This is a genomic window from Alicyclobacillus sp. TC (assembly GCF_016804365.1).
In the GTDB taxonomy this organism is placed as follows: domain Bacteria; phylum Bacillota; class Bacilli; order Alicyclobacillales; family Alicyclobacillaceae; genus Alicyclobacillus_I; species Alicyclobacillus_I tolerans.
Window position 1 is genome coordinate 2,210,962 of the sequence record NZ_CP044434.1, and the last position, 25,936, is coordinate 2,236,897.

Below are 25,936 nucleotides of genomic sequence, written 5' to 3' on the forward strand. Positions count from 1 at the left end.
AGTTTACACCTCGACCGTCTCGCCAATCACCATTTGAACAATTTTCCCGGCAAATCCCATCAGATCTTTGGCTGCCGCTTTTCCCTCTGGAGAGCGCATAGCAGACTGCAACTCAGCTTGACTCTTAAAATACATTTCGGCTAAAAGATAGTATTCACTTGGTTGACCCATTGCGTCACTTTCAATCCGTGTCACCTCAATCTTTTCTAACCCAGGCATTTTCATGGCAAGCGGTGCATGTATGTTTTGATAGTGATCCTCAAAAGCTTTTACATCTTCAGGTTGACGATAAATGGCAATTAATTTGGCCATGGTTTTTCCTCGCTTTCGTGGGCTTGGCCCGGTTTTCAAAATTCATAGCTTGCTAACCTATCACTGCATCATCATTCATAGATAGGTTTATGAGTGACGTTCTTCCACCAATCGTACGGCTTTCCCCTCACTGCGCGGCAATGTACCCGGAGGGCAGATTTTCACTTCGACTTTAATCCCCAGCGTATTGTAAAGCTTCTCTGCCACCTGGCGAGAGAAAGCATCTGAATTGAAGGATGCAGCCGCGGCTAATTCAACAGTGGCAGCACTCGAATCAGCCACCTCTACATGAACTTCAAGTTGCTCCAAATGGCCTTGATACACACGACGGATCTGATAATGAGCGGAAAGCTCAGGGCACTGAAGAATCACTCGCTCAATTTCTGATGGATAGACGTTGACTCCGCGTACAACCAACATATCATCGCGCCGTCCAAGCAGCCTCTCCATTCGCCTGTGTGTTCGACCGCACGAACACGGCTCACTCTTCAAACGAGTGATGTCTCCTGTTCGATAGCGAATAATGGCCATCGCTTCCTTGCTCAGAGCGGTCAGTACCAGTTCCCCATATTCACCCTCAGGAACGGGATCGCCCGTATCTGGATGACAAATTTCCGCGTAAAAATGGTCTTCTGCCAAATGCAAACCGTTCTGCTCTTCAAAACATTCTATGGCTACTCCCGGTCCCATCAATTCAGACAAACCATACACATCGCAAGCTGTCAATCCATAGATATCCTCAATCTGCTTACGCATAGACTCGGACCAAGGCTCGGCGCCAAAAATACCATAGCGAATCCCAAGACTCTTGGGTTGTATGGAGTGTTGGAGCATCACATCCGCCAATGTCATGGCATACGACGGTGTACAACAAATTCCCTGTGGACGCAAATCTTGCATCAGCGTCACTTGCCTGACAGTTTGACCGCTCGAAGCAGGCACAACGGTAGCCCCAAGATGTTCTACACCAGCATGAAAACCAAGACCGCCTGTAAAAAGCCCATAGCCATAAGCCACATGAATGGTGTCCTGCGGCGTCGCTCCAGCTGTTACGAGCGAACGCGCCAAGAGATTGGCAAAAACCTGCAAATCATGAGCCGTGTATCCCACCAGCGTAGGTTTGCCTTTGGTTCCAGAAGAAGCGTGAAAACGAGCGATTTCTTCCCGTTCAGCAGAAAAAAGTCCAAATGGATATTGTTCGCGCATGTCTGATTTTTGCAAAGTGGGTAAGTAGCGAATATCAGCAATGGAACGAATATCTTGTGGGACTAAACCGCGACTCTCCATTTTCCGACGATAAAAGGGCACTTTTTCATAAGCGCGTTGCACTAGCTGACGCAGACGTCGACTTTGCAAATCCGCTAACTCGTCCCGACTCATGCTTTCCACTTGCGGCTCAAACATGGTGACCCACTCCCCAAATAGAAATTTCGTCTTCAGTCAGAGTGTTTTAAAAACTTCAAACGGCTGCTGACAATGGTGACAGTAAGCCACCATTCGGCAAGGAGCTGGTCCAAATCGACTCGTCAATTCTGTCTCCACAGAATCGCAGTAGGGACAAACGGGTTGCGCTAAACTTGGCGGGGCAATGCCATACCGCTTCAGTGCCAGCTTTCCGCGCTCAGTTAAGCGTTCTGACGTCCAAAGGGTGTCATATACAAATTGAACATCAACAGATTCTACGCCATCCAGAGAACGAAGCTCTCTAGCGACGACATCTGCTATCACAGAAAGAGCCGGACATCCGATAAAGGTAGGCAGCAATTCAACTTTCACGCGATTCTCTTCCGTCTCCACACGATGGACGATACCAAGATCGACCAGACTGACGGCTGGCAATTCCGGATCGGCAATATTTTCTAAATGTTTCCACACAGCTTGTGAATGATTGTTACCAAGCACTGCATCCACATCCGAAGCCTCCTTTCCGGTTGGACTGGTTACCAGGACACTTCTGGAAGCCAACGAGAAACTTCTGTCATGGTACTGAGCAGCTCTTGCATATCTTCTGTATGTCGCCCCATGCGACCGCCGGATTGAGGTTCGGGCCATGCTGGACAAACCAACCGCAACGCTTCCAGCCGTTCAGCAACCTCTTTTTTCCATTCATCCCGCAATGAATGAATATCCACACCCAGTAACTCTGGTAAAACGAAGTTTGCCGATCCAAAATCAGCGAGATCGGCTAAAGCAGGGAAACTATGAGCCAAAGCGGTAGTCAGTCGGACGCGCGCTTCACCACCACTGGCTAGACGCTTCATCCAGGCTCGCGCGTGCTCAAGATGGTACTCTTCCTCACGAAGCATCTTCTTTGCACCTACAGCCAACGGTGCAAACGAGCATGATGCGAGCGCTTTCAAACGGATGGCATCCCACTCGTCATAAAGCCATACACGCAACATCGCTTCTGCAAAATCCCCTCGCACTCGTTCCAAGAATACTGCATTGCGCCAGTCTGCTGAAGGGCGTCTAAAGACAAACGCATCCACATCCGTATTTTCGAGTCGAGCAAGCCATTGATAATAAAAGCGCGCATGCCCCAATTCGTCTTGAGCAATCGAAGCAAAGGCGATATCCTCTTCAACACTCGGCGCCAAACCAAGCCACTCCGATGCCCTATGTCCAGCCGCCAATTCATCATCGGCGAGTATCAACAAAACGGTTTGCCAAGCCTCTCTCTGCTCTTTGGGTAATCGTTCAAGAGAGATTTCTGCCGTTGCAGAATCCTTCATGGTGTACGCACATCCTCTATAACTTCTTCAAGTGTCAGCGCTTTCGCTTTAAACGCTTTCCAACGCGCAGCATTATCGGCATAACCGCGAACCTCCCGATAACTGCGGTCAAATTCGCGCTTTAAAAAAGCCCCATTCTCGGAGTCTTTTACGATAAAGGCCGATCGCGGTACAACCCAGAGACTGACTGCCTTGTCACGCCGCAGAAAATTTTCTCTTGCCAGGAGCATGGCCATAGTGTCATCTGGTGCAAGTAAGCTGCCTACGTGTTGATGCGCCTCTTGATGATTGGATTGCACAAACACTTCATAGATTTGTTCGCCAGTAACGGGTGCAGACTCATTGTATGAAGTGTTGCTCATACTGTATCACTCGCTTTCATAGGCCTAAGAAAAATCTCGTAAGAATAGGCCACTTGCTTTCGGACTGCGGAAAGCTGGGACGGCTTAGCCAATCACTCGTGCCCACGCTTGTTCTTCATGTGCTTGACGGCGCAAAGCCACTCGTTCCGCTGATTTGGGACCGTTGTTCTCGCGAACCATGCGACCAAAATATTCCCAATCGGGCGCCGTGTACGTCCACTCGCCTTTCTTCTCGTCATAGGCTAGTTGATGATCTGGAATGGTCAACCCGATGGCACGAATACGCGGTACGTAACGAGAAAGAAATTTCTGACGTAACTCTTCATTCGTGCGTTCACGAATTTTGTAACGAATCATTTTGCGAACCGGATCGGACACCTCAGTTGGGCCAAAAAAGAAAAGCAGGGACGGCCACCAACGATTGAGCGCCTCCTGGAGCATATTTCTCTGCTCCTTGGTTCCTTCTGCCAATGTGAGAATAATGGACTCTCCATGTTGCATATGAAAACTTTCTTCTGCGCAGATGCGGCGCAATACACGCGTGTACGGCGCATATGAACCGTCAAGAAGAGCCGTTTGTGTAATGATGGCCGCACCATCCACCAACCAGCCAATCACTCCTGCATCCGCCCAAGTGGGGGCTTCCATATGAAAGACATTGTGAAATTTCACTTTGCCCGTAAATACGTCAGTCATCAGTGACTCCCGCGTGCCTCCAATCGGCGCTGCCAAATCTTCAGCAACACGTAAGAGCAACTGACCATGGCCCATTTCATCCTGAACTTTTGCGAGCAATGAGAGTTTACGAGCTAAAGTAGGGGCTTTGGGAACCCACTCTTTTTCCGGATAAGCCCCCATAATTTCACTGATGCCATGCATGTGAATGAGACGCAGCAAAAGCAACCGATATTCCAGGGGCATCCAATCCGTCGACTCTATTTTCTCGCCCGCATCAATGCGAGCAAGAAAATGCTCCATTTTTTGTGCATCATCCGCAACTGATTGGGCTCTATCGAGCGATGTCGACATGCCGATTCACCTCCGTCCAAGTTTATCTTCATGGTTTGCAGCAATTCCATGCAAAATCAATGCAGAGAATTGATGGGCAATTTGCTCTGGACTATGACTGCCGTTGGGACTGTACCATTGATAGACCCAGTTGGCTACGGACAAAATCAATAAGCGGGCAAACCGCGCGCCATCTGCCGAAAATTCCCCTTGACTTATACCCTGTTGAAGAATTTCATCCCACATTGCTTCATAGCTCAGACGCTTTTCCAGTATTTCTTGACGCCGTTCCTTACCCAGTGCATGCCATTCATGGAAAAAAACGCGGGCTGCTTCCAAGCGATGAGCAATGACACCAATATGCGCCGCCAAGCCAAGACGAAGTTTTTCAGCAGCCGACACATCTTTTTCAAGTACTGGAGTCAATGCGTCTATGAAAGCGTTGGCACCTTCATCTGCAATAGCAAAAAGTAAATCTTCTTTTGAATCAATGTGGGCGTATAAACTGCCTGACAGTATCCCCCGCTCTTCTGCTATTTCGCGAATCGTCGTACCGTGATACCCTTTTTCGCTAAAGAGCTTACGGGCAGCAGCTAGAATAGATTCTCTTGCCTTCTCTTTTGTACCGCTTTCACGTAGACTGTCCTTTGCCGATGTTATCGCACCTCATCTCTTCCCAAACAAGCGCTTGCTTGTTTTTATAGTATGCTGAAGCCACCAGTCTGTAAAGTATTTTTTTATCTCAAGTTCAGCAGCCAATGCTCCGGTTCCTCCAGCAGTTGCTTGACACGATTGGTGAACCGAACTGCCGTAGCCCCATCCAAAAGTCGATGATCAAATGAGAGTGACACATTCATCATCTTGCGAATGACCATCTCTCCGTCTCTTACCACTACACGCGGTTCCATGCGGTGCAAAGCAAGAATCGCCGCCTCAGGATGACGAATAATAGGAGTTGCATGTTGGCTTCCAATCCCACCCATGTTACTGATGGTAAAAGTGCCACCAGCAGTATCCCCTAATCCCAACTTGCCTGTACGAGCTTTTTCTGTGAGAGACTGAATTTGCTGAGCAATCTCGAGCACACTCAAATTCTCTACACCCTTTACCACAGGTACCAAAAGTCCCGCATCTGTATCGGTTGCAATGCCCAAATTGACATAAGACTTAAGCACAATCTCGTTTTTTTCTTCATCAATGGAACTGTTGATATAGGGGTACTCACGAATAGCCAAAGCAACTGCTTTTGCCATAAAAGCAAGCAATGTTAAACGGATTTCTTGACTTGCAGCCGCTTTTTTCGCTTTTTGCCATATATCCGATATAGCGTCCATCTCAATTTCATCGGAATGCGTTACATGTGGAATGGTACGCACAGAGTGAACCATATGCTCAGCAATCTTTTTACGAATACCCGCAAATGGAATTCGTTCTTCTCTGGGCACAGAAGTGGCTTGCTGTTGCAAATTAAGTTTAGATTTCTCCTGACCGGTTTGTTCGGACAATTGGCTCGTGTGAAGCACATCTGCTTCCGTAATGCGTCCCTCTTTCCCGGTAGGCACAACGGTCAACAAATCAACTCCCAGTTTGCGCGCCAATTTCCGCACATATGGAGTAGCTCGCACCATCGCCGTTTGGCCTGACATGGGACTGTCATTTACTGTATCTTGTGCCTGAGGAACGTCCCCCAACATTCGGTCAGCTTTCATGGAAGATACAGTTGCCTGCGGGGGAGTTTCTGCCGTTGAAGCTTTGCTTAGAGCGTTATCATCTGCCTTGGAGTGTGTACGAATTTTAACGAGCACTTCGCCCACTGATAAACTGGCTCCTTCTGGCGCCGCTAATTCTACTATCTCTCCGGCTACTGGCGAAGGCAGTTCAGCTGTTACTTTGTCCGTTTCAACCAGTACCAAAGGTTCATCCAAAGCCACTTTTTGCCCCTTTTCAACCAGCCAACGCGCAATAGTAGCTGTATGAACGCCTTCACCAATATCGGCCAGTCGGAATTCATAAATACCCGTCGTCTCGCCATTTTGAATCATTGTAGTGCTCATTCAGCCATCACCACTTCCTTCAGTCCTGCCAAAACGCGTTCTGCTGTTGGTAAATACGCGTCTTCCACAGAAAAAGGAGGCACGGGTACATCAAAACCCGCTACCCGTTTGATAGGCGCCCTTAAACACCAGACCGCCTCATCTGCCAAAAGTGCAGCAATTTCTGCACCCAGTCCAGCTGTTTGATGCGCTTCATGCACAATCACAGCACGACCAGTTTTCTCTACAGAAGAAAGAATGGTCTCCTTGTCAAGCGGCATCAAAGAACGCAAATCAATCACTTCTGCGCTCAATCCTTGCTCCTTCTCCAATTGTTCCGCCGCTCGCAACGCTACAGGTACCATAGCTCCCCAAGCAAACAGCGATACATCTCTACCTTCCGTCAAACGTTCAGCCTTCTCAAGCGACACACGATAGCTGCCTTCTGGAACATCACGTGTCCCTGCTCGGTAAAGCCGAGTTGGCTCAAGGAAAATGACCGGATCGTCCACTTCCATTGCGGATATCAACATGCCTTTAGCATCATAAGGATTGCTTGGCGCAACCACACGCAGACCTGGCGTATGCGCAAATAAACTCTCTAAACTTTCTGAATGTAATTCAGGCCCGCGAATACCAGCGCCATAAGGAGCACGAATGACAAGAGGAGCTGTAAAGCGCCCTCGAGTGCGATAACGCATTCTGGCTGCATGAGCAAAAACTTGTTCTAAACCTGGAAAAATGAAAGCTAAAAACTGAATTTCTGCTACAGGCCGAAATCCGTTTAAGGCCAACCCAATAGAAGAACCAATGATACCCGATTCGGCCAGCGGCGTATCAATGACCCGTTCAGGACCATATTTATCCTGCAGTCCGTCCGTGGCCCGGAAAACTCCGCCGTTGACACCCACATCTTCACCAAGCACTAATACGCGGTTGTCTTCTGCCAATTTGACGTCCAGTGCATCACGAATAGCTTGAACCATATTCAACATCCGAGTCACGCCAGTCCACCTCCTGCTAACAACTTTTTCTGTTCCTCCAAGTGCGCAGGCATTTTACTATAGACATGGTCAAACATCTCTATGGGCTCAGAGAACGGCATTGCCACCGCTTCTTCCCAAGCATTCACCAGTTCATTTCCCACTTTGGCAATCCATTGTTCTTCGCGATTGTCATCCCATAGACCCTTGGCCGTCAAAAGCAAACGCAGACGTTGCACAGCATCGCGCTCGCGGCGCCATTCTTCGTTCATAGCTGCCTGATCGCGATAGCGAGTTGGATCATCTGCTGTCGTGTGCGCGCCAAACCGCTGCGTGACTGCCTCAATCAGAGTAGGTCCACCACCATTGCGCGCCTTGTGAATAGCTGTCTGACAAGCGAGATACACTGCAACTGCATCATTTCCATCCACACGAATGCCATCCATACCATACGCGGACGCCCGCTTGGCAATTGTAGGAGACGCAGATTGACGAGCAAAAGGTACACTGATGGCAAAACCGTTGTTCTGGCAAAAGAATACCACTGGCAGATGAAAGACTCCGGCGAAATTAAGCGCCTCGTGAAAATCGCCTTCTGAAGTAGCACCATCACCGAAATAGCAGAAAGAGACCGTATCTTCGTCACGCAATCGAGCTGCCCAAGCTGCTCCCACACCATGCAGTAAATGGGTAGCAATCGGAACGCACGGCGGGAGAATATTCAACTCGTCCGGTACACTAAAACCGTCCATCTGTCCCATCCAGTAGCGATACACCGTCTGCATAGGCAATCCCCGAGTCATGGCTGCAGCGTGATCGCGGTAAGTAGGAAACATCCAATCTTTATTTGCCAGGCATACGGCGCTCGCCACTTGTGCAGCTTCCTGCCCTTCAAAAGGAGCGTAAGTGCCCATCTTCCCTTGGCGTTGCAGAGCGATACACTTGCGATCGAACAGACGAACGCGCAGCATCTGCTGATACATAGCTATCAATTCTTCATCAGAAACCCGAGATAAAAGTTCCTCATTCGCTTGACCATCTGGTTGGACCACACGCAAAGCGGGTAAAGCGGTCAATTCAGCGGCACTCGTAAAACCAGGATGTTGTAAGAGTTCATTTTCTGCCAACACTCACGGACCACTCCTTTCATCATTGTAAAGATAAGTTCTCAAGGTGAACTGATAAACGCTTCATCTAATCATCTTTCAAGACAATTGGAAAGTTCCATCCTGATAGAGAGAATTTATAGATTCCAGAAGAAAATCGTTTTCTTCGGGTGTGCCGATAGTGATACGTAAAGTCTGAGGATCCGCTTCCAATTGTTGACCCGCTCGTATTACGATCCCTTTACTGAGCAACGCCTGGAACCATTTCATACCATCTTCCTGTACTTTGGCCATCACAAAATTCGCTTGCGATGGATATACATCCCAACCTTTGTCAAGCAAAATCCGACTCACCCGCGCTCTCTCTCGGGCGTTCTCCAGTCGACATGCTTGAACAAAAGCTTGATCGTCTAACGCGGCAAAAGCGGCTACCTGTGCGACTCGACTCGTATTGAATGCATCTTTGACTCGCACCAAGGCTCCCGCAATATCCGGGTGCATCAAACCGTAACCTATACGCAATCCAGCAAGACCATATATTTTGGAAAAGGTTCGGAGAATAACTAGATTGGGGTGATTCTGCAATAGACGCGCGCTTTCCAGAACTTCTTCTGTCACATACTCGATATACGCTTCATCGAGTACCAGCATGATGTTCTCAGGAACCGCTTGAATAAATTCCAGAAGCTGATGATGGTCGACCACAGTCCCTGTAGGATTGTTTGGATTGCAGACAAAAACCATTTTCGTTCGTGAGCCCATACACTCCAACATTGCTGCCAAGTCATGAACACCATTTTTGAGAGGCACAGTTCGTACTGTTCCACCTTCAATACGTACGTTGGTCGGATATCGCGGGAACGTAATATCCGCCATGACCACCTCATCTTCAGGCTCAATATAAGCGCGAGTAAGGAGTCGAATCAGTTCGTCTGATCCGTTTCCAATGAGTACCTGTTCTTCCGACAGTTGCTCACGTGCTGCTATTTTTGCGCGCAATTCCGGTCCAAGCGCTTCAGGATAGAGCGAGGCACGCTGCATTTCACGCACCACAGCTTCAGTAGCTCGCGTTGAACAACCCCGCGGATTTTCATTTGAGGCTAATTTGATGATACGTGAGATCCCATAACGTCTAGCCACTTCTTCAATGGGCATTCCCGGAGCATACACCCCTAAACCGTGCAGTTGTGGCCGCATGGATACAGGATGCTGAGTTGTCAAATTCATCCCCTCCATCAGGAAACAAGCGCTTGCTTGCTTTCTTTAATGTTAACGCTTTCAAAGCAAACTTCGCAAGTCTCTTCACAAAGATAAAAATATATAAAATATTGAGAATACCAGATGAATTCAGAGACAGAATATGATAGATTAAATAACACCATTCTTTCAGAAAGAATGGCCAGCTGTCCTATACAGCAAGAAAGCTAAACGCACGGTCATCCAAGTAGCGTCTAAGCTTATAAAATTTTAGAAACCATGGGGGTCAACAAATGTCAAAACGCAAGTCACACACAGCATCTTGGTACAAAAGAAAATCCACTTACACATTGGGCGCAGCTGCCATTGGTTTGATGATGACCGTGGCTGGTTGTGGTACGGCAAGTAACACCAATTCGTCAACCGGAAGCTCTTCCAACAGTCAGCCAACACCCGGAGGTACGATTACTTTTGCGGTGGCTCCACAAACCAATCTGGATTGGTTTTTCCCTATTTCTAACGCCGCTGCGGACAGCGTGGCCAACTACCAGCTTATCTATCAAATGTATAAACCGCTCATTTGGATTGACAACAACTATAACATCAACTGGAATTCATCGATTGCCAGTAAGATAACTTACAACAAAAAAGGTACGGTATATCATGTTTTCTTAAACCCCAAATGGCACTGGTCTAACGGCCAACCTATCACTTCTAAAGATGTTCTCTTCAGTTGGAATGTGATTAAGGCAGCTAGCGCCAATAACGCACCTAACCCATGGCCGTATGTTGGAGTTGGAACTGGCGATATTCCAAACGGAGTAGCCAGTGTTGTTGCCAACAGCCCATACGAGGTAACTTTCACTTTAGATAAGCCTGCCAACCAGCATTGGTTTATTTACAACGGTTTAATTCAAATCATTCCAATGCCAGCATCTGCATGGAATAAATATCCCAACAATATCACTGAAGAAATTAAGTATTTGGGCGCCAACGCCACCAATCCTATGTTTGATTCCGTGGTAGATGGACCATTTATGATGAAGAACGCTGTGCCAAACCAATCTTGGACACTCGTTCCTAACCCCAAATACGACGGGCACAAGAGTATTATTCATAAGCTGATTTTTGCTTATGAAGCTTCCAATGCTGCTGAGTTTTCGGCACTTGAATCTGGTACTGTCAATGTCGGATACCTAGACCTAAGCCAATACGGTTCGCGCCAAGCTCTTCTTTCAAAAGGCTATACCATTACACCTGAATACAGTTTCGGATACTACAACACACAATTAAATATGTTCCCAGGCGCAAAAACAGCCCCTATTTTTGATCAACTATACATTCGCCAGGCTATTGATATGGGTATTGATCGCAACGCTATTGATCAGTCAGTCTTCCATGGTTACGGGGCACCAGCATACGGTCCAATTCCAACCGTGCCTAAAACACAATTCCTCGACCCGACCCTGACGCACAATCCTTACCCCTACAACCCGGCAGCTGGAAAAAAACTTTTAGAAGAACATGGCTGGCATGAAGTAAACGGTGTAATGACGAAAGGTAATCAAAAGCTAAAATTCACCATGCTTTATGTGAGTGGTACCACATCAGGACAGGACGAAGCCGAACTCATGGTTCAGGGCTGGGCTCAAGAAGGCATTCAAGTCACCCTTAAACCCATGCCTTTCTCCACACTTATTTCGGTCACAAGCAATCCTAAAGATCCGAATTCTTGGCAGATGGCCACGGGTTCAGGCTGGTTCTACAATGGACCTGGTTTCTACCCAACAGGCGGTCAACTTTATGCAACCAATGCACCATCCGGGTTTGGTTACAGTAATCCAGAAGAAGATGCTTTAATCGCGGCTACCCATCAACCATATAGTACAGACGCTCAAAACATGAAAGCTTTCTTTGCTTATGAAGAGTTCACGGCCAAACAATTGCCTATTATTTGGAATAACAATGTGGCTACATTAGTAGTTTCTGCGTCCAATGTTCACAATGTGCAACAATATTACAATGGCGCAACTGATTTCCCACAAATGCAATATTGGTGGGTATCGGGTCAAAGCAACAGCAGCAATTAATGTGTCTCATTTCTATCTATTTGGTGAATTTGTCATACAAATTCAAAAAAATATTTTGCGAATCATGATGAAATATACGTGATTTTGTGATAGTTTCATATACGGCATGAAAATCAGTCTACGCCTCCAATTAGGAGGCGTGCTGTTTTGCCGGGCTGCTTGAGAATTACAGCGGCTATTCAAGGGAATCATGATTTACGACACCATAAAAAGGGGCGATATGTGTGAAGAGAAAGCTAATGGCTGTTCGCAAAAGCCGTCGAGCCATGCTCGCGGTTGGCGCACTTTCTACAGGTTTACTGCTGGCTGTCTCAGGTTGTGGAACATCCCCAACCAACAGCAGTCAGGGTGCAGGTTCGAGTTCCAACCTTACACCTCAAAAAGGTGGAACCATAACGTACGCATTGCCTGCTCAAACCAACTTAAACTGGTTTTTGCCTATCACCAATGCGGCAAACGACAGTGTTTACAACACTCAGCTGGTCGATCAATTATATAAACCGATGCTCTGGATCAACAACGACTATACAATCAATTGGAATTCTTCAATTGCACAAAAAATTGTAGCGAATAGTCAGGGTACCGTTTATCACGTGTATCTAAATCCTAAATGGAAATGGTCTGACGGCCAACCTGTCACTTCCAAAGACGTTTTGTTTACTTGGAATGTGATTAAAGCGGCAAGTGCAAGTAACGCACCAAGTCCTTGGCCTTTTGTAGGTGCAGGTACGGGTGATATTCCAAATGGTGTAAAGAGCGTTGTAGCGAATGGGCCTTACGAAGTCACGTTTACTTTGAAAAAACCGGCCAACCAGCAATGGTTTGAATATAATGGCATTATTCAAATTACACCTATGCCGGCGCATGCCTGGGATAAATATCCTAACAATATGACCCAAGAGATTAAATACTTGGGAAGCAACGCAACGAACTTAATGTTTGATACTGTTGTCGATGGGCCCTTTGAACCCGTCAGCGCTACTCCAAACCAAGAATGGGTCATTAAGCCCAACCCAAACTATCCTGGTCATAAGAGCTTGGTAGATAAGATTATCTTCCAGTACGAAGCTTCTAATACTGCCGAGTTTGCCGCTTTACAATCTGGCAACATCAATGTAGGCTATATTGACCCGACTCAATTGGGCGAAAAAGGCGCTTTAACTTCTAAAGGTTACACCATTACGCCAGAATATCCGTTTGGTATTTTCTGGACAGAAATGAACATGTATCCTGGCGCAAAAAATGCACCTATCTTTAACAAATTATACGTGCGTCAAGCTTTGCAGATGGCCATTGACAATGAAAGTGCGGCCAAGGATATCTATAAAGGATACGCTCAACCGCTCTTTGGTCCAATTCCGCCTGTTCCACAGACGAAATTCCTTGATCCTAACTTGCAAAATCCGTATCCATACAACCCAACGAAAGCTAAGCAATTGCTTGAGCAACACGGTTGGAAAGAAGTTAATGGTGTTATGACCAAAAATGGCCAACAGATGAAGTTTACCATGATTTACGCTAGTGGTAGTACTTCTACTGAAGACCAGGCTGAGTTGATGAAAGAAGACTGGGCTCAAATTGGTGTAGATGTCACATTGAAACCTATGCCATTCTCCACCTTCTTGACCGTTACTGCAAACAGCAAAAACCCAACAGGATGGGATTTGGCATTTGGTACGGGTTGGGACTATAACGGCCCTGGTTTCTATCCAACTGGCGGTCAGCTGTTCAAGACGGGTGCACCTTCTGGAACAGGATTTAGCGATCCGCAAGAAGACAAGTTAATTTCCGAAACTCATCAACCATATCCTACGGAACAACAGACCATGCAGAATTTCTTCCAATATGAAGACTACACAGCGCATGTGTTACCGTTCCTTTGGAACTTGAATATTGCTTCTTTAGTGGTAACTTCATCCAACGTCCATAACGTTCTGCAGTATTTGGACGCTGCAACAGCTTTCCCACAAATGCAATACTGGTGGGTTTCCAATAGCTCCAATCAGAGCTAAGGCTACCTAACCGAAAGATTTTCTCAGTATCGTCAAAACCTCCCGGTATTCTGCTCAATGACAGAAAATCGGGAGGTTTTCATTCATATTGAGCGTTTAGTTTTAAGAAACTGGACATATCCTGTTTGAAATTTAGAACTTGGTTTTTCTCTCAGCGGCAGCATCTACAAGTAATCGGAAGAGGCCTAAAAAGACAGGATAATCACGCCACAAGTTTTCTGGATGCCACTGTACAGCAAACATCAGCGTTTCCTGATTGTCTGATTCCATGGCTTCCACCAATCCTTCCGGATCATACGCAACAGCTTGAAATCTTGGGGCTAGTTTTCGAACTGCTTGATGGTGAAAAGAGTTGACACGCAATTCGGATACCTCACCGAGAGCTGAACGAATTTGAGACCCATCTTTCAAATTAACTTGATGAGATAGAAAGTTCCGTGGAGCTCGTTGTGCGTGCTGAATATTTCCTTCCCATTCAAGACGCAAATCTTGATATAGCGTTCCTCCAAATACAGCGTTTAACATTTGCATACCCCGACATATTCCAAAAATAGGCTTGCCTTTTTGATGCATCGCTTGAATCAAGGTCATTTCTAACCTATCGCGATCGGGGGACAAGTCACCTAGCTCATGTCTCGGTTCTTCTTGATAGACTTCAGGTGCTACATCCTCTCCGCCTGTCAGTAACAGTCCATCTGACAACTCGACCAATTCTTTTACATGATCCATATCTTCTAAATAAGGAACCAAAAGTGGTAATCCACCTGCTCGTTCTACACCTCGAGCATAATCATCTGTGACTGAGGCAGCCTGAAGTGGCATACCTGGAACGCGCGATGGCTTAGTCTCCCTCATACCTGTTAAAAGAATAAACGGCTTGGCCATTGATAGTCTCTCCTTCACAAATCATTCATCAACTGTTTTGTAAATCAAAATGCAAATGATAAATATGACTGCCCTTATCACACTACACCGAAAAGAGCCGCAATGTCGAGAGGCGCTGTAACGCTTCTTCTCCATTTGCGGCCCGATCGCGTAGACAGGATTTTATGGCTGGCTTCCCCGTGTTTATCTTTCTATGCATAGCTTATTTGATGTTGTCAGCCAGGAAGTCCAGTATTCTCATCTACTGAAGCCATATACTCTTCATAGTGACTCGCTTTTTCTTGACGCATATACCAATCGGCAGATTTCACGCCAATCCAGAAGATGATAAAGCTCATGATAGCAACAACAATCGAATCCCAAGGAGCAGGAATCCAATGTTTTCCGCCAAATGTGCCAAGATAAGAACAAATGAGCATTAAGAAAATATAGGCAAGCATCCATATTCCACCAACAATATCTTTACGTGGCTTTTTATAGTGAAAATAAGACCAGAAATATACAATAATTCCGATGATGAGCAAGATGATGGCTTTGCTCAGTTTGTCCCATCCAGCCCAATACGAAATCAGGCCAGAAACTACGAAAGCAATCGGAGCAATAAGGTTGATACCACGGATTTGTGTATCTTTGCCACTCAATCCTTTGCGACGAAAAGCAATCACAGCAACGGCACCTGTCGCATAGCTGAAGCCCGTTAATGAACCCATTACCGCAATTAACGAATGCCAACTGGGAAGCGGTAAAAGTAAAGTGAACCCGAGTAAAATATTAATAAAGAGCGCGACAAAAGGTACTCGATATTTGGGATGCAATCGTGTTACAAATTTGGGGAAGAAACGGTTAACTCCCATGGAATAAGTAACTCGAGCATTCGATGCCGCATAGACAATTGCACTGCCCGTTGGAGATATAGCTGAATCCGCATATAGAATCCACGAAAGCCACGTTAAATTAATAAGCAATGCAATATTGGCAAAAGGCGATTTGAAATTAATAGATCCAAATCCATGACTCAACAATGAATGTGGCAAAGCACCAATAAAGGCAATTTGCAAAAGCAGGTACACCACAATAGAGACGAGCACAACCGTGATCACAGCGCGCGGAACATCTCTTTTGGGATTAGCCGCTTCTCCGGAGAGATCGATGGCCTGACGAAATCCAGTATACGCAAATACGATTCCTGAAGTAGCGATGGCACCAAGCGCACCTGCCAGTCCATACGGCGCAAAACCACCTGCTGCTGGACTGTTAAGGTTTCCCGGATGAAACGAAGTAGCAAGAAGGGCTACAATCGTCAAAAGCGGAACGCCTACTTTAATGGCCGTAATGGTATTATTGACTCGCGCAAACAGGCGTACACCAAAGTAATTGATAACAACAAAAACAAGCATAAGTAATATGGCAAAAGTAATCCCCAAACCGGTTAACGATTTTCCGTTATATAAAGCAGGAAAAAAATGACTGAGATACTGCATAACCGCTGAAGCCTCTGTTGGCGCATTAGCAGAATAGCTAATCCAGGTACTCCATGAAACGATAGATGAGACCAATGTTCCATTTGAATACGTTGGATAGCGAACAATACCGCCAGCTTCAGGACGCGTCGCCCCAAGCTCTGAATAAACCAACCCCACGCAAAGCATGGCAAGTCCACCAATAATCCAGGCCAAAATAGCAGCTGGACCGGCAGCTTGAGCAGCATACATGGCGCTAAACAGCCAACCGGAACCAATCACTCCTCCAATGGAAGCCGCTGTTAGGGACCAAAAACCGAGTTGTTTGCGAAAACCTGCTTCCATGAAACCCCTCCTACTCCTCATTTTCATGGCCAAGCAATGAAGTAAAAAAGGCGGTCGACAGACAAAGTCTAAACCTTTTGTCGACCTGCCTTCTTTTTTTGAGAAACCCGTCTCGACATCATTTCCGATTGAGATGTCTATGAATGTGAATTGCTAAAACATAGCGTCTCCTGTTTCTCGAAAAACAGCGTGAAAAATTTTTCCGGATTACGCTTTTCAGATCTCCCCTTCTTCGTAGATACTGCCCGTTTCTTCATATCGCTTAGCCATGATAAGTATTTCTTTCTTTAATTCGTCCAGTAATTCCTGCTCCGGAACCTTGCGGACGACTTCGCCGCGCCGGAACAATAATCCTTCTCCACGAGCGCCAGCAACACCTATATCCGCTTCACGCGCCTCTCCAGGTCCGTTGACCGCACAACCAAGTACGGAGACTTTAATGGGAGCGCGAATATTTTCAGTGAAACGTTCAATCTCACTAGCAAGTGAAATAAGATCGATATCGATACGTCCACACGTCGGACAGGAGACAATGGTGACCGCATCAGAGACTATGTGAAAAGTTTTCAAAAGCTCACGGGCAACGCGGATTTCTTCAACCGGATCGGCCGACAAAGAAACGCGCATGGTATTGCCGATCCCCATTTGTAAAAGTGTTCCTAGCCCCGCTGAACTTTTGATAGTACCGCCAAACAAAGTACCCGACTCAGTGATTCCCAAATGCAACGGATAGGGAAATGATTCTGCAGCCAAACGATAGGATTCAATGGCAAGCGGTACATCAGACGCTTTCATGGATACAATAATGTCGTAAAAATCAAGCTCTTCTAAAATACGAATGTGATGGAGTGCACTTTCTAACATTCCTTCTGCAGTTGGATAGCCATATTTCTCTAATATATGGCGTTCAAGCGAACCGGCATTTACGCCAATACGTATCGGAATTTGTCGCTCCTTACAAGCCTTGACCACTTCCTCCACTCGTTCCCGCTTGCCGATGTTGCCTGGATTAATACGTACCTTATCTACTCCACCGCGAATGGCCTCTAAAGCAAGACGATAATCAAAGTGAATATCTGCAACCAAAGGGATGTGAATTTGCTTCTTAATTTCAGGAATGGCAGCAGCCGCTTCTCGTGTGTTGACCGTTACACGAACCACCTGACAACCTGCTTCTTCCAGACGAAGAATCTCAGCAACTGTAGCTTTGACATCCGCTGTCTTCGTTGTCGTCATACTCTGTATGACGACTTGATGATTTCCGCCAATGACCAAATCACCGACACGTACGGGTCGTGTTTTCTCACGTGTATACAAAATAAATGGACTCCTCTCCGTTTTAAACAGGTTCAATCATCAGATTCGACTTACTTGTCAATTCATTCTTTATCAAGAATCAGCGGGACACTGAATGGCCGTATTTGCCAAGTGCCTACTTTCTGCTACATTAATAATCGTACAAAACAAGATTCGGGCATTCAAGACGCAAACTGCTTAAAGCGGATGCAAATGAACCCGGGCGAAGGAGTGGCTCCCCTATGATTGAAAAAATTCGCGAATATTTAGGTCAAGAAGCTGATGATTTACTGGAACATGTCAGCCAGACCATCCCAGCCAGTGATTTATATGCTCCGTCAGCAACAGCGGTTGATGACGTTTTTGCTGCATCCAACCGAAACAACCGTGTGCTAGGCAACTTACAGAGATTGCTTGACACCGGTCGTTTAGCAGGTACAGGCTATGTTTCCATCTTGCCGGTGGATCAAGGGATTGAACATTCTGCAGGTGCTTCATTTGCTAAAAATCCAGCTTACTTCAATCCGGAAAACATTGTGAAATTGGCTTTGGAAGGCGGATGCAATGGCGTTGCATCCACTCTTGGTGTTTTAGCATTGACATCTCGCAAGTACGCACACAAGATTCCTTTTATTGTAAAGATTAATCACAATGAACTGCTCACATACCCAAACAAGTTCGATCAGGTCATGTTTGCCAATGTTCAGCAGGCTTACGATATGGGGGCAGCTGGAATTGGAGCTACCATCTACTTCGGTTCTGATGAATCCACTCGCCAATTGCAAGAAGTCAGTGAGGCATTTGCACGAGCCCACGAGCTTGGAATGTTTACGATTTTATGGTGTTACTTGCGTAATCCGCAGTTTAAGCAAGGCAAAACAGACTATCATTTGGCTGCAGACTTGACAGGTCAAGCCAATCATCTCGGTGTAACCATTGAAGCTGATATTATCAAACAAAAACTTCCCGAAACCAATGGAGGATTTAAAGCTCTTAATATGGAAGGAAGTTCTTACGGAAAAACCGACGAACGCATCTACACGGAATTGACCAGCCCCCATCCCATCGACTTGACGCGCTATCAAGTAGCCAATTGTTATATGGGAAGAATTGGTCTTATTAACTCTGGCGGCGCCAGCGGCGAGAATGATTTTGCTGAAGCCGTCCGTACTGCGGTTATCAACAAACGAGCTGGTGGTATGGGACTAATATCTGGTCGCAAAGCGTTCCAACGCCCCATGCAGGAAGGTGCTGCGCTTTTGCATGCGATTCAGGATGTCTACCTCTGCAAAGAGGTTACACTCGCCTAAAATGGTACAATGGGTCAATCCTGTTGTACATGCATAGATTCGCCCAACGCCAAAGCATACTGTGAAAAGGACAGTTGCAGTTCCAATGCATGAGGAGGCGTTCCAGATGGGCGGAGAGCATAACCAGTTTGAACCCGGATGGGAAGTACCCAATGACGGCGTATATCGAGAAATTGGCGAACACCCAGACAGTGAAGGAATCCTGCATGCGCGTGAACTCCACCTGCATAAAGGCGATCGGTTTCCACGCACAACCAATGGTAACCGAAAGTGGACACGCGTCAAAAATGGTGACGTGAAACATCGCAACTGAATTCAGTATCTTGGTGCATTGACGCACTCTGAAATCTTTATCTATCCGGCACTGACTGGCACTGGCGTTGGCTGATGGCCAGCGCCAAGCTGCCAAAAGATATTGAAATCAGCAAGGGTTCAAGCTGTGACCCAAAAGGTTGACAGTGTATGGAAGGGGTATGAATATGTCTCAAAACCTATCGAGATCGCAAATCATCATGGAACAGACAGAACGGCTTGGCGCACATAATTATCATCCATTGCCCATCGTCGTAAGCAAAGCGGAAAGAATTTGGGTGGAGGATCCCGAAGGCAATCGCTATATGGACATGCTAAGCGCTTATTCCGCGCTTAATCCAGGGCATAGACATCCTCGCATCATCGCTGCTCTCAAAGAGCAGGCCGATCGCGTTACACTCACGTCACGCGCGTTTCATAGTGATAATTTGGGACTCTTTTATGAAAAACTTTGCCGGCTGACGAAGATGGACAAAGTACTCCCTATGAATACAGGTGCTGAAGCAGTAGAAACAGCTATCAAAGCGGCTAGGCGCTGGGCTTATGAGGTAAAAGGGGTAGCTGACCATCAAGCGGAAATTATTGTCTGTCAAGGTAATTTTCACGGTCGCACGGTCACCGCAATCTCGATGTCTTCAGAAAAAGAATATCAGCGTCAGTTTGGACCCCTCACACCAGGATTTAAAGTGATTCCTTACGGTGACATTCAAGCTTTACAAAACGCGATTACAGAAAATACGGCCGCTTTCTTAATAGAGCCTATTCAAGGAGAAGCTGGTATTATCCTGCCACCGGAGGGATATCTGAAACAAGCTCTGGAACTTTGCCAAGCCAATCGTGTCCTGTTTATTGCTGATGAAATTCAAACAGGATTTGGACGAACAGGTAAAATGTTTGCTTGTGACTGGGAAAATGTAAAACCTGATATGTACATTCTTGGTAAAGCGTTGGGCGGTGGAGTTTTTCCTATCTCCGCTGTAGCTGCAAAGAAAGAAATTCTGGATGTCTTCAATCCGGGTTCACACGGTTCGACATTTGGCGGAAATCCGCTTGCTTGCGCTGTCGCCATTGCAGCCATAGATGTCACTTTAGAAGAGAATTTGGCTGAACGCTCACTGGAGCTGGGCAAATATTTTTTGCATAACCTGCAACAAATCCAAAATCGACACATTGTTCAAGTGAGAGGACGGGGTTTGTTTATTGGGCTTGAACTGGATACATCTGCCCGCCCCTACTGCGAAGCACTGATGCAACGTGGGCTTCTCTGCAAAGAGACACACGAAAATGTCATTCGCTTTGCGCCGCCATTGATTATTGAAAAACCGGAATTGGATGATGCACTTACACGTATTCGTGCGGTGTTGCAACAATGAACGTCTGGTTGCCTGGCTGTATCGCTTTCATTCTCTCGTTTATCTGCACTCCTGCTGCTCGCAAATTAGCAATGCGATGGAAATTTGTTGATTTGCCCAACGATCGAAAAATTCATCAGCAACCTCTCCCGTTACTTGGCGGTGCAGCTATTTTCATGGGTATCTTGGCAGCAGGTATTCTTTATTTTATAAAGTTAAAATCTTTGGCTTCCCCTTATTTCGGTGTTATGGTCGGCGCGTTTTTATTGTTTTTGATTGGCGTCATAGACGATTTTTATAAAACTCGCGGAAAAGATTTTTCCGTAGCTGTTCGATTTATGATTCAAATTATTGCCGCCTTGATGGTACCTGCATTCGGTGGAGTTATCCGTGTGGTCAGTTCACCTTTTGATTCACCCGGCTTTATTGTAATGCCGCATCTTCTGGCTCAAATCATTACTGTTGTCTGGATTGTAGGCGTGATTAATGTCTTTAATTTTCTGGACGGTGTAGATGGGCTGGCAGCTGGCATTGCTGCAATTTCAGGCATCACTTTATTTTTTGTAGCTCTGCTTAAAACTGATCACGCATCAGCTATATTCGCCTTAGCTGTCGTAGGTGCAGCGCTTGGATTTTTGCGCCACAACTTCCACCCTGCCAAGATTATTATGGGGGATGCTGGAAGTACTGTTTTAGGTTATACACTTGGTAGTATTGCTGCTATTGGTTCCTTCAAATCCGCTACAATCGTATCCATTGTCGTCCCTGTTTTAGCTTTGGGTGTACCCATTTTTGATGCCTTACGTGTAGTGCTGATTCGCGCATGGCGCGGTCAACCCGTGTACAAGCCTGATAAATCGCACGTCCATCACAGTCTATTGCGAGCTGGTTTTTCACAACGCCAAACGGTTGCCTTGATTTATCTCCTGAGTGCGTGTTTCTCGCTAGCCTCCATGATAGTTCTCTTGCTATCGGCCCGTTGAAACGGGCCATTCTTGCGCACGTTTGTCTTGATAAAACAATGAATCACTTAACTTGACGGTAACTGCTAACTTTACATGCAGTTGGCTAAAAAGGAGATTGACTATGTTTCAATTCATCGCGACAGCAGCTTTCGGATTGGAATCCGTGGTTGCTCGCGAACTTCACAATCTTGGCTTTGAAAACACACAAACGATGAATGGGTATGTGGAATTTACAGGACCAGTTGCTGCACTTGTCTACGCAAATCTTTGGTTAAGAACAGCGGACAGAGTTTATATTAAACTTGCTGAGTTTGAAGCACGCACTTTTGAACAACTTTTCACTGGAACAAAGGAAATTCGTCTCAAAGATTGGTTAACGTCTGATGCACGCTTTCCTGTTACAGGACGTTCAGTACAGTCTCAGTTACACAGCGTACCTGCTTGTCAGAGTATTGTTAAAAAAGCACTGGTAGAAACCATGCGTGAACAATTCGGAGTTTATGAATTACCTGAAAATGGCCCACTGTTTGCTTTCACTTTTATACTGCACAAAAATCAATGTCAAATTTGGCTAGACAGCAGCGGTATTGGTCTGCATAAACGCGGTTATCGTAAACTCACGGCCACGGCCCCTCTTCGCGAAACTTTAGCAGCGGGATTAGTTTTGCTGAGTCGATGGCAAGGACATCGCCCTTTGCTCGATCCGCTCTGTGGTTCTGGAACCATTGCCATTGAAGCAGCCATGATTGGGCGAAATCAAGCGCCAGGTTTGCGTCGTAGCTTTGCCAGTGAAGAATGGCCGGCTCTCACTCCACAAATTTGGCAAATGGCCCGAGAAGAGGCGCGCGAATCCCGTCGTCAAAATGTGGAATTGAATATCACAGCCAGTGATTACAATGCCGATGTCCTTTCTTATGCGGAATATCATGCGCGTCAAGCTGGAGTAGGAGAAGATGTAAAAATTTATAAAAAAAACATTACCGATGTTCATACAAATGGCGAGTTTGGCTGCATTATTACCAATCCTCCCTACGGCGAACGCATGGGAGAACGGACAGAACTCCCGAACATCTATCGAGAACTTTCGCGCATGAAGCAAGAAAATCCAAATTGGTCTGTTTTTGTCATTACCAGCGATCGCAGTTATGAACAATACTTTCAAGCACCTATCCATAAGCGTCGCAAACTCTATAATGGACGTTTAGAAACCCAGTTTTACCAGAACATTGGACCTCTACCGCCTCGTCCAGATGATATCTGGCTACAGACAGGACCGAATGTTCTGTGATTTTTTCCTGTGATATCCCTATCGAAAAAAAGGATATCGATTTTACAAGGAACCTTTCGTCTGCGAAAATATTCTAGAACTCATAGTAGCAAAGGAGTGCTCAACATGGCAGAAAACAATCTGTTCCAAGCCCGCCAAAACCTCCAGGTTGGCAATAAGAATTATATTTATTATTCCTTGCCGGCACTGGAACAGGCTGGAGTTGGCTCCGTCTCGCGTCTTCCTTTTTCCATTAAAATTCTACTGGAAGCTGTTTTGCGACAGGCGGACGGACGAGTAATTACTGAGCAACATGTTCGGGATTTAGCCAATTGGAATGCACCGAAACCACAAAGCGCTGATGTGCCTTTTAAGCCTGCACGTATCCTCCTGCAGGATTTTACAGGAGTGCCTGCGGTGGTCGATCTAGCTGCCCTGCGTGCTGCTATGCATACTCTGGGTGGTGATCCTAAACGCATTAATCCCCTCATTCCAGTGGATTTAGTTATTGACCACTCCGTACAAGTAGATGCTTTCGGCTCTGCTGAAGCATTGCAATTTAACATCAACAAAGAATTTGAACGCAATGAAGAACGCTACAAATTTTTGCGTTGGGCACAAACCGCCTTTGACAATTTCCGCGTAGTGCCGCCTGGAACCGGTATTGTTCACCAGGTCAACCTCGAATATTTAGCGAAAGTTGTCCAACAAAAGCAAGAGGGTAACGAAATAGTTGTCTTCCCTGACTCACTCGTAGGCACTGACTCCCATACAACCATGATTAACGGCATTGGTGTTTTGGGCTGGGGGGTTGGTGGAATTGAAGCCGAAGCTTGTATGCTAGGTCAACCTCTCTATCAACTGTTACCTGAAGTTATTGGATTCAAACTAACCGGCCAGTTACCAGAAGGCGCTACAGCTACAGATTTAGCCTTGACCGTCACCCACATGTTGCGTAAAAAAGGCGTAGTAGGAAAATTTGTAGAGTTTTATGGTTCTGGACTTTCCAATATTTCATTGGCCGATCGCGCTACTGTTGCCAACATGGCACCCGAATATGGAGCAACCATGGGCTTTTTCCCAGTAGACAGTGAGACGCTCAACTATCTGCGCAATACTGGTCGTGAAGAAGAACTTGTACAGCTTGTGGAAACTTACTGCAAAGCGCAAGGCTTGTTCCGGACTGACAGTATGACTGATCCAGTATTTACAGACACATTGGAACTCGACTTGGCTACGGTTCAACCCACCATGGCTGGTCCAAAACGTCCACAAGACAGTATCAAACTTAGCGATATGAAATCGACCTTTGAAAATGGCATGCAAACTCCGGTCGATAAAGGCGGATTTGGTCTTGATGAAGCTGGCCGCAAGAAAGAAGTGACTATTCATCATCCAGACGGATCGACCTCCACCATGAAACCAGGTGCTGTGGCCATTGCAGCCATTACCAGTTGTACCAACACTTCTAACCCATATGTCATGATGGGTGCTGGTCTGTTGGCTAAAAAAGCTGTAGAAAAAGGTCTCACCCCTCCGAAATATGTGAAAACCAGCCTGGCTCCCGGTTCCAGAGTAGTAACAGATTACCTGGAAAAAGCAGGCTTACTCAACTCGTTGGCTCAAATTGGATTCGATGTGGTTGGTTATGGATGTACCACTTGTATCGGAAATAGTGGACCTTTGCCGGAAGAGATTGCAGGGCCAATCCGTGAGAATGATTTACTCGTAGCGGCTGTACTTTCTGGCAACCGCAACTTTGAAGGCCGCATCCACTCTTTAGTGCGAGCTAACTATCTGGCTTCACCGCCGCTTGTAGTAGCTTATGCTCTCGCTGGCAGTGTCGATATTGATTTGACAAGCGAACCACTTGGCACAGGCAAAGACGGTCAACCGGTGTATTTGAAAGATATCTGGCCAAGCAGCAAAGAAGTGGCTGATGCGGTCAACTTGGCAATGGACGCCAAGCTATTCCAAAGCCGCTATTCGGAAGTTTTCCAAGGCAACGAGCGTTGGAACGCACTCGACATCCCACAGGGAGAGCTCTACGCTTGGGATGAACAATCAACTTATATCCAACATCCTCCCTTCTTTGTCGGTCTTAGTAAGGAACTGCCTCCTGCTGAAAACATTAAAGAGGCTCGTGTACTCGCTTACCTTGGCGACTCTGTCACTACCGACCATATTTCGCCAGCCGGCAATATTGCTGTCAATAGCCCAGCTGGAAAATATTTGGTAGATCACAAAGTAGAGCCTTATGATTTTAACTCTTACGGATCACGGCGCGGCAATCATGAGGTAATGATGAGAGGAACGTTTGCGAATATTCGTATTCGCAATAAGATTGCCCCAGGCACTGAAGGAGGCTATACCACCTATTTCCCGAATGGCGAAGTCATGCCCATTTACGATGCAGCTATGAAATATCAGGAAAACCATTTGCCGCTGATTATTCTTGCTGGTAAAGAATACGGTACTGGTTCTTCCCGTGACTGGGCTGCTAAAGGAACATACTTATTGGGTGTGAAAGCAGTCATTGCGGAGAGTTTTGAACGCATCCACCGCAGTAACCTGGTAGGTATGGGTGTATTACCATTACAGTTTAAAAATGGTGAGAGCGCTGAAACTCATGGCCTGACAGGCCGCGAAACCTTTACGATTGAAGGCTTGGATGGTGAGTTAACTCCTCGCCAAGAACTCAAAGTGGTTGCCCACAAAGAAGACGGTTCAAGCGTATCATTCCCTGTTACACTGCGCCTTGACAGTCATGTGGAAATTGAGTACTACCGCAATGGCGGTATTCTCCAGACTGTATTACGCAACTTTATGGAAGCGTAACGACCTACACCTCTATAAGTTTGAGCAGACATGAAATAAGCCTCCCTATCCACACCAACGTGGAGAAGGAG

General features: G+C 46.3%; 22 protein-coding genes. 8 read left to right on the forward strand and 14 right to left on the reverse strand.

The genetic code is table 11. From position 1 onward, the window contains the following. Window positions 1–3: 3 nt before the first annotated feature. The 11 genes from FY534_RS10945 to hisC form a co-directional block, all read right to left on the reverse strand. Window positions 4–312 carry an EthD family reductase gene (locus FY534_RS10945; RefSeq protein ID WP_072872784.1) on the reverse strand — a complete coding sequence of 103 codons (309 nt, stop codon included), beginning with the start codon at window positions 310–312 and terminating at the stop codon, window positions 4–6. 87 nt (window positions 313–399) lie between these two features. Beyond that, a complete protein-coding gene (locus FY534_RS10950) occupies window positions 400–1,716 on the reverse strand; it encodes a phenylacetate--CoA ligase family protein (protein ID WP_203114564.1) in 1,317 nt (438 codons plus the stop codon). Window positions 1,717–1,752: 36 nt separating this feature from the next. Beyond that, entirely contained in the window at window positions 1,753–2,223 is a 471-nt protein-coding gene (gene paaD, locus FY534_RS10955; RefSeq protein WP_203114565.1) for a 1,2-phenylacetyl-CoA epoxidase subunit PaaD, read from the reverse strand. A 29-nt stretch (window positions 2,224–2,252) separates the two neighbouring features. Next, window positions 2,253–3,044, reverse strand: a complete 792-nt coding sequence (gene paaC / locus FY534_RS10960) for a 1,2-phenylacetyl-CoA epoxidase subunit PaaC (protein ID WP_203114566.1) — start codon at window positions 3,042–3,044, stop codon at window positions 2,253–2,255. Then, window positions 3,041–3,406 carry a phenylacetic acid degradation protein gene (locus FY534_RS10965; RefSeq protein WP_203114567.1) on the reverse strand — a complete coding sequence of 122 codons (366 nt, stop codon included), beginning with the start codon at window positions 3,404–3,406 and terminating at the stop codon, window positions 3,041–3,043. The genes paaC and FY534_RS10965 overlap by 4 nt, the downstream gene beginning before the upstream one ends. A gap of 84 nt (window positions 3,407–3,490) precedes the next feature. Continuing rightward, entirely contained in the window at window positions 3,491–4,435 is a 945-nt protein-coding gene (paaA, locus tag FY534_RS10970) for a 1,2-phenylacetyl-CoA epoxidase subunit PaaA (protein WP_203114568.1), read from the reverse strand. 6 nt (window positions 4,436–4,441) lie between these two features. Beyond that, window positions 4,442–5,074, reverse strand: coding sequence for a TetR/AcrR family transcriptional regulator (locus FY534_RS14705; RefSeq protein WP_072872778.1), 633 nt, complete (start codon window positions 5,072–5,074; stop codon window positions 4,442–4,444). Window positions 5,075–5,151: 77 nt separating this feature from the next. Continuing rightward, on the reverse strand, window positions 5,152–6,468 hold the full coding sequence (locus FY534_RS10980; protein ID WP_238413521.1) for a dihydrolipoamide acetyltransferase family protein: 1,317 nt from the start codon (window positions 6,466–6,468) through the stop codon (window positions 5,152–5,154). After that, complete coding sequence (locus FY534_RS10985) at window positions 6,465–7,451, reverse strand: alpha-ketoacid dehydrogenase subunit beta (protein WP_304503215.1); 987 nt, start codon at window positions 7,449–7,451, stop codon at window positions 6,465–6,467. Before FY534_RS10985 ends, FY534_RS10980 begins: the two co-directional genes overlap by 4 nt. Beyond that, window positions 7,448–8,488, reverse strand: a complete 1,041-nt coding sequence (gene pdhA / locus FY534_RS10990; RefSeq protein ID WP_370541573.1) for a pyruvate dehydrogenase (acetyl-transferring) E1 component subunit alpha — start codon at window positions 8,486–8,488, stop codon at window positions 7,448–7,450. Before pdhA ends, FY534_RS10985 begins: the two co-directional genes overlap by 4 nt. A 147-nt stretch (window positions 8,489–8,635) precedes the next feature. After that, window positions 8,636–9,763 carry a histidinol-phosphate transaminase gene (hisC, locus tag FY534_RS10995; RefSeq protein WP_203114569.1) on the reverse strand — a complete coding sequence of 376 codons (1,128 nt, stop codon included), beginning with the start codon at window positions 9,761–9,763 and terminating at the stop codon, window positions 8,636–8,638. A gap of 263 nt (window positions 9,764–10,026) precedes the next feature. Between hisC and FY534_RS11000 the strand changes: the two genes are divergently transcribed. Both FY534_RS11000 and FY534_RS11005 read left to right on the forward strand, forming a co-directional pair. Next, on the forward strand, window positions 10,027–11,823 hold the full coding sequence (locus FY534_RS11000; protein WP_203114570.1) for a peptide ABC transporter substrate-binding protein: 1,797 nt from the start codon (window positions 10,027–10,029) through the stop codon (window positions 11,821–11,823). Window positions 11,824–12,062: 239 nt separating this feature from the next. Next, entirely contained in the window at window positions 12,063–13,835 is a 1,773-nt protein-coding gene (locus FY534_RS11005) for a peptide ABC transporter substrate-binding protein (protein ID WP_203115610.1), read from the forward strand. 132 nt (window positions 13,836–13,967) lie between these two features. Here FY534_RS11005 and FY534_RS11010 read toward each other — a convergent pair whose 3' ends face one another. The 3 genes from FY534_RS11010 to ispG form a co-directional block, all read right to left on the reverse strand. Beyond that, window positions 13,968–14,720 (reverse strand): gamma-glutamyl-gamma-aminobutyrate hydrolase family protein, encoded by a 753-nt coding sequence (locus tag FY534_RS11010; protein WP_203114571.1) that lies wholly within the window; start codon window positions 14,718–14,720, stop codon window positions 13,968–13,970. Window positions 14,721–14,935: 215 nt separating this feature from the next. Further along, on the reverse strand, window positions 14,936–16,525 hold the full coding sequence (locus FY534_RS11015; RefSeq protein WP_203114572.1) for an APC family permease: 1,590 nt from the start codon (window positions 16,523–16,525) through the stop codon (window positions 14,936–14,938). Window positions 16,526–16,741: 216 nt separating this feature from the next. Then, window positions 16,742–17,842, reverse strand: a complete 1,101-nt coding sequence (ispG, locus tag FY534_RS11020; protein WP_203114573.1) for a flavodoxin-dependent (E)-4-hydroxy-3-methylbut-2-enyl-diphosphate synthase — start codon at window positions 17,840–17,842, stop codon at window positions 16,742–16,744. 221 nt (window positions 17,843–18,063) lie between these two features. Here ispG and FY534_RS11025 point away from each other — a divergent pair, with 221 nt between their 5' ends. The 6 genes from FY534_RS11025 to acnA all read left to right on the forward strand — a co-directional run bounded on the left by FY534_RS11025 (window position 18,064) and on the right by acnA (window position 25,865). Beyond that, window positions 18,064–19,131, forward strand: coding sequence for a class I fructose-bisphosphate aldolase (locus tag FY534_RS11025; protein ID WP_203114574.1), 1,068 nt, complete (start codon window positions 18,064–18,066; stop codon window positions 19,129–19,131). A 106-nt stretch (window positions 19,132–19,237) separates the two neighbouring features. After that, the gene (locus FY534_RS11030) at window positions 19,238–19,444 is read left to right on the forward strand and encodes a YjzC family protein (RefSeq protein WP_072874813.1); all 207 of its coding nucleotides are present in this window, start codon (window positions 19,238–19,240) and stop codon (window positions 19,442–19,444) included. 166 nt (window positions 19,445–19,610) lie between these two features. Beyond that, window positions 19,611–20,816, forward strand: coding sequence for an ornithine--oxo-acid transaminase (locus FY534_RS11035; RefSeq protein ID WP_203114575.1), 1,206 nt, complete (start codon window positions 19,611–19,613; stop codon window positions 20,814–20,816). Further along, on the forward strand, window positions 20,813–21,778 hold the full coding sequence (locus FY534_RS11040) for an MraY family glycosyltransferase (RefSeq protein ID WP_072874815.1): 966 nt from the start codon (window positions 20,813–20,815) through the stop codon (window positions 21,776–21,778). The genes FY534_RS11035 and FY534_RS11040 overlap by 4 nt, the downstream gene beginning before the upstream one ends. Before the next feature lie 103 nt (window positions 21,779–21,881). Continuing rightward, window positions 21,882–23,048 (forward strand): THUMP domain-containing class I SAM-dependent RNA methyltransferase, encoded by a 1,167-nt coding sequence (locus FY534_RS11045; RefSeq protein WP_203114576.1) that lies wholly within the window; start codon window positions 21,882–21,884, stop codon window positions 23,046–23,048. Window positions 23,049–23,153: 105 nt separating this feature from the next. Continuing rightward, complete coding sequence (acnA, locus tag FY534_RS11050; protein WP_203114577.1) at window positions 23,154–25,865, forward strand: aconitate hydratase AcnA; 2,712 nt, start codon at window positions 23,154–23,156, stop codon at window positions 25,863–25,865. Window positions 25,866–25,936: the final 71 nt, after the last annotated feature.